The organism is Staphylococcus sp. FSL W8-1268 (assembly GCF_038003965.1).
GTDB lineage: Bacteria > Bacillota > Bacilli > Staphylococcales > Staphylococcaceae > Staphylococcus > Staphylococcus hominis.
Genome location: NZ_JBBOQE010000002.1, coordinates 24,921 through 33,552, shown reverse-complemented (window position 1 = coordinate 33,552; position 8,632 = coordinate 24,921). Strand labels below are relative to the sequence as shown.

Genomic DNA, 8,632 nt, shown 5'->3' with positions numbered 1-8,632 from the left:
ACAAAAAACCTCTTTCATATTTAAATTTTAAAAGAGGTAATAAAAAGTCATAAGTAAGTATATATGTATTAGACTTGCGCTAATAATTCTTAATATATATAATATGAATACAACAACTGTACAAAAACAACTTTTTTATTACCATCGAGGCCTAACTATTCCCGTAGTTAGGCTTCTTTCTATTTATAATAACATTTTCCCAATCTTTGTTACATTTTTTATATATATTTAGTGTATATATATCATGTAAGAATGATAAAAGGTTATATTTTGTTTTTATATAGTGATATGGAATGTTATATAAAGAAAGCTATTGCAATACGTATAAAAGGTATATAAGAAGCGTATAAAGAGGGTGAAATATATACATATAATTATATGTATATATTTTATGTATAAGTATAAAAGTATTGATATGGTAAGTATAATAACTATATAATCATAATAAATATCATATATATAGTTATACGGAGGCTACTATATGAAAAGTATGAAGAAAATCGCTGACGAACTAAATGTGACAAAAATGACAGTTTATAATAATGCTAAAAAAGCAAATGTAAAATTTCAAAAAATTGATAACGTAAATTACTTATCTAGTGAAGATGAGATTGTAGTAGTAAATAGAATTAAAAAAAATCAGAAAAAGAGCATTGATGCTGAAAGTAAAATAAATGAAAAAAATTCTGATAACGATAATAATCAGGTAAAAGATGAAACAATAAAGCAGTTATATATTCAGCTAGATATATATAAGGAACAGGCAAATAGAGATAAAGAACAAATAAATACACTTAATAGACTTTTAGAAAATCAGCAAGTCTTAGCATTAGAAAGCAATAAAAAAATTCAAAAACTAGAAAGCCAATTAGAAGAAGAAAGACAGCTTAATTATTCTTTTGATACAGCGACGAATAATAGACAAAATATTAATCCGAAAGAAGCAACTTTTACTAAAGAACCTCAAAATGCGAACCAACAACAAAAGAAAAGCCAACCAACCGAAGTAAATCATAAGAATATAGCTAAAGAAAAAAAGGATGACAGTATAAACGAAGATGAACTAACAAATGAGGATAAGTTCGTTGAAGAAACGAAGAATGATCCTGATGATAATAGGGAGGTAGAACCACCTAAAAAGGGATTTTGGAGTCGTTTATTTGGTAACTAATTGCAATTAAAAAGGCACAACAAGTTCATGAACTTGTTGTGCCTTTTTAATGTGACTCAAACTTCTGATAATCATCAGTTATGTTAAACTCTAACAAAAACTAAATTATCAGAAGAATTATCTAGGGTATTAAACATAGGTAAATCAATTTTCTATCGCCAATAGTATAAACATCATCCATATTAATCTGAAGATAGCTACATAATTCTTTAACAGCATAGCCTTTATTTGTATAAGGCGCCATAAACTCTATTAAATATGGTTTGTTTTGAGGTTTCTATGTTTAATCATTTAATTTTTCATTATATAAATCGAATAATTATAAAAAGTCATCATACTTTTTATTTTTTAAAAATATTTGAAAATTTAATAGTAATCCAATTATAAGATCAAATATCATTATCATTATAATCAAGGCAACTATAATCACTGTGACACTCGTTACATAACAAGCTAGTAATCTCCAGATAAAATTGACATTTTCACCAATTCCATAACTTAACATATTACAAAGTAGTAAAAGAATAATAATACCTATACTGTAAATTAAAATTGTCAGTGTATATTTTTTAATAACTCTATTAGGAAACAATAGTTCATCTATTAGGTTCTTTTTCACCAGTATCTCTCGTTCAATTCTATCTTTGTCACAGATTTTGATTTTACTATTTTTTATTTTTTCCTCTAATAAAATAACCTCGAACGATCTGCTAATTTTTAATAAATATGCAGGAAAAGCTAATGTTAAGCATAATGTAATTAATTCATTTACATTGTTCATGTAACTTATAAAATAGATGAAAGTTGCTACTAGTGCTCCTAAAAATATAGTTATATTAAGTTCTACATCAAATATTTTAAAAATATCTGCTCTATTCATCAGTTAATCATCCTTTCAAGGTTTATTAATACTAATAAATTATTAGATATAGGTATATCATATTATTAATTTAAGAAATTGTCTTTTATAATTTTACTTAATAATAAAAAAGTAGAACCATTTAAAATTAATGGTTCTACTTTTTAACTATTACTAATTTTAAAAATAAACTAATCTACAATATCTAAAAATATATGTTTAGTACTATTTTTGTTTAGTTATATCAAGTGATTTGGGAATTAACAAATAGACAACTATTGAAATGATAATCATGATAATCCCACCTACTAAAGCAGTTGCTACAAAAGCATCATTAAATGATGTTACAGCCTCGTTTGCAAGCTGTTTTATCCCCGTAGCTTTAGCTACTTCGACAGCGCCCACTACAGATTCTTCAGCTACATGAGCTAAATCTCCAACTATACCTTTTGATGAAAAAGATGAAATATCTAAAAATACACGATAAAGCATAGAAGATAGGCTACCAAGTACTGCTACACCAAAAACATTTCCAAGGTCATACATAGACTCTTCAACAGCAGCTGCATTACCTGCTTTTGATGTAGGTGTTTCTAACATTATTAGAGCAGATGCAACTGCTAGTGAAGCCGTACCAGCTCCAACTAAAATTAATGCTAAAGCCATTGTAGAATATGATAATGGATGACCAAAGAAATACATAATAAACATGCCAATGGCTGCAATTCCAATTCCGGAAGGTAACACTATTTTCGGTCCAAATCGCGCCGCTAATCCGGGTGCAATTGGTGCAAACACCATATCTCCTATTGCCATAGGTAATAGGTATAAGCCAGCTTTAAAAGGAGAAAGTTCTTCCACAACCTGTAACCATTGTGAAGCTAATAACAAAACAGATGTCATTGCAAACATTGTCATAAATGCAGCAATTGTACCAGCTGAAAATGATCTCTTTTTAAAAAGTCTTACGTCTAACATTGGATCAGAACTTGATAAATTACGTTTAACAAATATCACTATCATGGTAATTGCTAATACTATTACAACCCATGGAATAATATCTGCTAGTCCTTCTTTTGAAAATTCTTTGATACTCCATACCAGTCCAATCATGCCTGCAATTGATAAAATTGTAGAAGGAATATCCCACGAGTGAGACTTTTCTTTTGATAACTTAGACTCTGGTAATAAAAATAAACCTGCTACAACTGCTATTATCACAAACGGTACATTAATTAAAAATGCCGAGTGCCATGAAAATTGCTCAAGTAAAGCTCCTCCGATAATTGGTCCAAAAACAGCACCTATCGATGAAACGATTGACCATACAGCTAATGCAGTGGCCCTTTCTTTAGGGTTTTCAAAAATTACTCTTATCATTGAAAGAGTAGTTGGCATTATTAAAGCACCTGCAATACCAAGTAAAAATCGAATAGCTATTACGAACTCTGCACTTTCTGCGAAAAATATAGCTAATGAAACGAGGCCAAATAAAGCAAATCCAGTTAATAATGCTTTTTTTCTTCCCCATTTATCAGCAAAGGCACTCAATGGAATTATAAAGCCAGCTAAAACAAGAGAGTATATATCAACTATCCATAACTGTTGGGTACCAGAAGGCTCTAACTCTCTTACTAATTCCGGTAAAGCCATAATTAATATTGTCATATCCATTGTAACAACAAACAAACTAACAGCTAATACTACTAGTGCAGTCCATCTTTTTTTTGATGTCATCATATCAGTAGTTTTTGTAAAAAATGAAATCATTTAAGTTCCCTCCAATCCTTATAGACCGTTCGACCGGTCTATAAGGATTATAATCTATTTTTTTACATATTACAACAAAAAATCTTGCGAAATTTAAATGGCTGTATTGTGTTATACAATTATTCTTTGAATTTTTTGTGCTATCATTGATAGTACTTAATACTCATTAAAGGCGTGATGAACTTGAAAGATAAAATACTAGGTGTCGCAAAGGAATTATTTATAAAAAATGGATATAATGCCACTACTACTGGAGAAATTGTTAAATTATCAGAAAGTAGTAAAGGGAATCTTTATTATCACTTTAAAACAAAAGAAAATCTATTTTTAGAAATTTTAAATATAGAAGAATCTAAATGGCAAGAACAGTGGAAAAAGGAACAAATCAAATGTAAAACTAATAGAGAAAAATTTTATTTATATAATGAACTATCTTTAACAACCGAATACTATTATCCACTTCAAAACGCAATAATTGAATTTTGCACTGAATATTATAAAACTAATAGCATTAATGAAAAAATGAATAAATTAGAAAACAAATATATAGATGCTTATCATGTAATTTTTAAGGAGGGTAATTTAAATGGCGAATGGTGTATTAATGATGTTAATGCTGTTAGTAAAATAGCAGCAAACGCTGTTAATGGAATTGTTACCTTTACACATGAACAAAATATTAATGAAAGAATTAAACTTATGAACAAGTTCTCTCAAATTTTTTTAAATGGACTTAGTAAATAATTATATATATATTCTTGAAATACCAATAAATATTATTTCTAAATTACGTTCATTATTGATAAAAAATTTAAATAGTATTACTACACAAAAAGAGAGTGCGAATTCGCACTCTCTTTTTTCTTGTATAATTATTAAAAGATCATTTCAATAATATAATATGAGTTTTGAGACTCTGTGAGAGCCTCTTATTTGCATTGACGACCCATTTATCAAGATGATCCCTTATCATGCTTAATTCTATAAACTGTCTGTCTTGTGATATTAACTTCTTTCGCAATCTTACTAATTGCTTTCCCTTCTTCTAACATTTCCACCACGCGATGATAAATAATACGTTTCTGTGGGTCTTTGGCATTTGGTGAATAAAGTAAGGGGCGCCCTTTATATACGCCTTTTTCCTTCGCAACTTGAATTCCTTGCGCTTGTCGACGTTTACTTTCATTTCTCTCTTGTTCTGAAACCATTGCTAAAATTTGAACGATTAAATCTTTCATAAACTTATCCAGTAATGGATTGCCAATCACTTCATTCATCATAGGTAAGCTGGTAATCATTAACTGAACGTCTTTCTCTTTTAAATAACTCACAGTTTCAATAATTTCATCATAATCACGTCCCAAACGATCAATAGATTCCACAACGAATCGATCTCCCATTCTGACAAAATTGAGTGCTTCTTGAAATACAGGTCTATTTTCCACTGACTTTCCCGACTGTTTCTCTGTAAAGATTTTCTCCACACCAAACGTCTTTAAATTATCCAATTGTCTTTCTAAATTTTGATCTATCGATGATACTCTCGCATAACCTATAATCATTCATCTTCACTCCATAATTAATATACACCCTAATCATACGTTCTAATTGCGATAATTTCAACAACTTATTTTGTATGATTAGGGTGTACTCAAAGTGTACATATCTATAATTAAAACTTACTAAAAATAAATATAGATTTTTTCTTTGTAACAGAACCGTTCATTTGAAGGTCATCTCTATCATAAATATTTAAATTAACTAAAAATTTTAATCATCTGTTTAATACTTATGAAATGTATTTACGGTAGGTATTAAAATTGATGAAATTTATATAAGTGCTTTCAATGAAAATGACCGTTTATTTATCCTCCTGATTTAAGGAGTTAGAAATTTCGAAAACGATTCTTTCCATTTGTTGCATTTGTTCCATGTCCAGATATTTAATACATTATAGAAAACCAAAGACCATCACTAATTAAACGCAGTTTTAAAATTTCATCAGGATTGCCTTCGTCTTTAAAATGGGCCTCTTTTAATATAAGTTCTACTCTTTCATACCTAACTCTTTCAATGCCATCGTTTCATACGCCGATTCTCCTGATTCCATAGCAAACTCAGCGATAAACATTGGGAATACTGCATTGAGTTCTATTATATGCTCTTTCATTCGTGGCCATATTTCACCTCCAGCTTTACCGTATGCTGTTATAAGTTGCTCTAATCCTTCGTCGTCGAATACACGATGGTGTCCTATAAAGTCCATTGATGGGTCGGAGTGGGTTGCTTCAGTCCAGTCTATGAGACCTGTGACGTTTGCTTGGTTATCTACCATTATATGTCCTGGATGTAAGTCCCCATGTATCATGGTCGCATGTCGAGGCCATAGTTCGTCGTTTTCTAACCATTGTTTCCATCTGTTCCATAATTCATCTGATACGCCATAAGTTTCTTTAACTTTATTCATTCTTCTTTGAAAGTCATTTTTTATTTCTTGTATGGTTTTGATATTTATATGCTGAACGTTAATGTTTTCTTCTGGTATGTTGTGTAAATCTACGAGTGTTTCAGCTAATGTGTTAATAAAGTTTTCTGGTAATGGTTTGTGTTCAATTTCCCATACATAATTTTGTATTTCTGGATCTATTGTGGCTGCGGGTTTACCTGTAAGTTTTGGGTAAGCAATAAGGTCTTTTGCATGTACTTTCCACTTCGGTATTTCAAATGAAACATTCTTCTGTAAGAAGTCTACCGTTTGTTTTTCGGGTTTTGTTCGTTTATAAACGTCAGGTCTTCTTGGTAGTCTCAAAACCCATTCTACTCCATGTTTATCTTTTCCAAATGCAACTTGAAAATCAAGTCCCGATTCATTCAATGAGATTGTTTGAGGTTGGATGTGTAATTGATATTTTTCTGCACATTTAATAATTTCATTATGTCGAGTCATTTTATTGGATCCTTATTTCTATTATATTTTTCTTGTGAACGTATTTTTTATATTGATATAAATGAACCTAATATTCAATATAAATTAGTGTATAGTTTTTAAGTTATATCATGAATAGATTGTCCTGTTAATTCCCATTTTTTATCTGATACATGTTTAACAAACCTTGTATCATGTGATGTAAACAAAATGATTCCAGGATATTTATTCATAAACATTTCTAATGCTTCTAATGTTTTAATATCTAAAAAATTAGTTGGTTCATCCAAAATTAACATATTCGCTTTCGTTGAAAATAATACTGCTAACGATAATTTCGTTCTTTCCCCACCACTCAAAACATTACAAGAACGATCAAGTGCTTCATTTAAACCCAAGTTATTTAAAATAGCTCTACTGAATGATTCTGATGAATCCGTTTCATCCATTAAATATTGCAATAATGAAACGTCACGCATGTCTTCATAAGCAAGTTGACGATAGTATGCCATTTGCACTTTAGGAGAACAATCAATTCCCTCTATTTGGTGGTAAATAGCTTCAAGTAAAGTTGTCTTACCTACACCATTTGCACCTACGAGCGCTATATTTTTGCCATATGGTATTTGGAATCGTACTTGTGTTAGCAGTTTTTGACTTCCTTTAACCAATGTTAGATTTTGTGCAATGATTGGATAATTATTATGGATATCATAAATTTTATTTTGTGGGAAATTGAATTCATGATAACTTTGTGGTTTTTCAACTTCTTCCAAATGTTCCATTCTTTTTTCAATATGCTTAGCTTGTTTTTGAGCAGCCTTCTCAACCGTGCCTTTTTGTTTTGATGCACTTAAACGATCTGGTGCTATACTTTTGTTTTTTTGTTTTGATGATGCTTGTGCCATTTGTTGCGCTTGATTTCGTTTAGCTTTACTGGCTTGGGACAATCTTTGTTTTTCACTTATATACTGTTCATATTGACGTTGTTGTTCTAACTGTTCTTGTTCATATTGATTTTGATACTGTGTGTAATTACCTTTAAACACTCTTATTGTGCCATCTTCTTGTATATCCCAAATTGTGTCAGCAATTTGGTCTATAAGTGCTCTATCATGACTTACTATAATTAAAGTACCATAGTAATATTTTAAAATATTTTTCAGATAATCTTTACCAATTTTATCCAAGTGATTTGTAGGTTCATCTAAAAGTAATATCGGACTATAATTTGATATGACATTAGCTAATTTATATTTTGCTTTTTCACCACCACTCATACTGTCGGTTGTATGCATAGGTATATGGAGTTCACTCATTAAACTACCGTCTAACGTGTTAAAATCATTTTCCACATCCATGTTAAGCTGTTCAAAATATTGAATTTCGCCAACCGTTTCAACTGTTCCAGATTCTGGTTTTGTTTTTTGAGCAATCATATTTAGTAATGTGGTTTTGCCAGTACCATTACCCCCAATAAGTGCTATTTTTTCAAATTGGTAAGCGTAAAGATGACCGATGTTAAGTGATCGTAAATCTGTCAATTTATGATTGATTTGGTTAAATTTAATTGTATATTGTTCCATATTTATACACTCCTTGTATATTTAAAGGACGTGTACGCAAAAAAATGAGACAGGCTACTCCCGTCTCATTCACATTACACTTTCAAACACTTAAAAATTTATTATGATGTTTTAGTATTTGAAAGCGTTTATTATTCCTATCGAAGGATAAAAAATGACATAAGTCATCCTATGAGTGTGTATTGCGGACAAGCCTTTTTGAATTAATTTAGTTTTGTATTCAAAAAGGTTTATTTGAGTCTCATAGAAGCTGTCATTTTAATCCTCCTTCATCGATAAAATAGTAATGTTAATATAACATTTTGTTGTTTTTTTTACAA

7 protein-coding genes and 1 pseudogene are annotated in these 8,632 nt (G+C 30.0%); 2 read left to right on the top strand and 6 right to left on the bottom strand.

Translation table 11 applies throughout. The features are described 5' to 3' along the window. Positions 1-481: 481 nt before the first annotated feature. Positions 482-1,171 carry a DUF536 domain-containing protein gene (locus NST64_RS11585; protein ID WP_002497507.1) on the top strand — a complete coding sequence of 230 codons (690 nt, stop codon included), beginning with the start codon at positions 482-484 and terminating at the stop codon, positions 1,169-1,171. Between the two features lie 121 nt (positions 1,172-1,292). Here the strand turns inward: NST64_RS11585 and NST64_RS11635 are convergent. The 3 genes and pseudogenes from NST64_RS11635 to qac form a co-directional block, all read right to left on the bottom strand. Further along, positions 1,293-1,427: pseudogene (locus tag NST64_RS11635) on the bottom strand (HAD hydrolase family protein); the annotation flags it as partial. A 63-nt stretch (positions 1,428-1,490) separates the two neighbouring features. Further along, a complete protein-coding gene (locus NST64_RS11580) occupies positions 1,491-2,051 on the bottom strand; it encodes a hypothetical protein (RefSeq protein WP_001077893.1) in 561 nt (186 codons plus the stop codon). 204 nt (positions 2,052-2,255) lie between these two features. Continuing rightward, positions 2,256-3,800: a QacA/B family quaternary ammonium compound efflux MFS transporter gene (gene qac, locus NST64_RS11575; RefSeq protein WP_002449598.1), complete on the bottom strand. Its 1,545-nt coding sequence runs from the start codon at positions 3,798-3,800 to the stop codon at positions 2,256-2,258. Positions 3,801-3,977: 177 nt separating this feature from the next. Between qac and qacR the strand changes: the two genes are divergently transcribed. Beyond that, entirely contained in the window at positions 3,978-4,544 is a 567-nt protein-coding gene (gene qacR / locus NST64_RS11570) for a multidrug-binding transcriptional regulator QacR (protein WP_001832666.1), read from the top strand. 209 nt (positions 4,545-4,753) lie between these two features. On the opposite strand, the gene NST64_RS11565 is transcribed toward qacR, so the two are convergent. From NST64_RS11565 to msr(A), 3 genes are all read right to left on the bottom strand, one after another. Next, a complete protein-coding gene (locus NST64_RS11565; RefSeq protein ID WP_000583527.1) occupies positions 4,754-5,362 on the bottom strand; it encodes a recombinase family protein in 609 nt (202 codons plus the stop codon). Positions 5,363-5,847: 485 nt separating this feature from the next. Beyond that, positions 5,848-6,747 (bottom strand): Mph(C) family macrolide 2'-phosphotransferase, encoded by a 900-nt coding sequence (locus NST64_RS11560; protein ID WP_000196697.1) that lies wholly within the window; start codon positions 6,745-6,747, stop codon positions 5,848-5,850. 98 nt (positions 6,748-6,845) lie between these two features. After that, entirely contained in the window at positions 6,846-8,312 is a 1,467-nt protein-coding gene (gene msr(A), locus NST64_RS11555) for an ABC-F type ribosomal protection protein Msr(A) (RefSeq protein ID WP_000438873.1), read from the bottom strand. Between the last annotated feature and the right edge of the window lie 320 nt (positions 8,313-8,632).

Bases quoted from the DNA above. Each gene is read 5' to 3' on its own strand.
- NST64_RS11585 (WP_002497507.1), top strand. From the start codon at position 482: ATGAAAAGTATGAAGAAAATCGCTGACGAACTAAATGTGACAAAAATG.
- NST64_RS11580 (WP_001077893.1), bottom strand. From the start codon at position 2,051: ATGAATAGAGCAGATATTTTTAAAATATTTGATGTAGAACTTAATATA.
- qac (WP_002449598.1), bottom strand. From the start codon at position 3,800: ATGATTTCATTTTTTACAAAAACTACTGATATGATGACATCAAAAAAA.
- qacR (WP_001832666.1), top strand. From the start codon at position 3,978: ATGAACTTGAAAGATAAAATACTAGGTGTCGCAAAGGAATTATTTATA.
- NST64_RS11565 (WP_000583527.1), bottom strand. From the start codon at position 5,362: ATGATTATAGGTTATGCGAGAGTATCATCGATAGATCAAAATTTAGAA.
- NST64_RS11560 (WP_000196697.1), bottom strand. From the start codon at position 6,747: ATGACTCGACATAATGAAATTATTAAATGTGCAGAAAAATATCAATTA.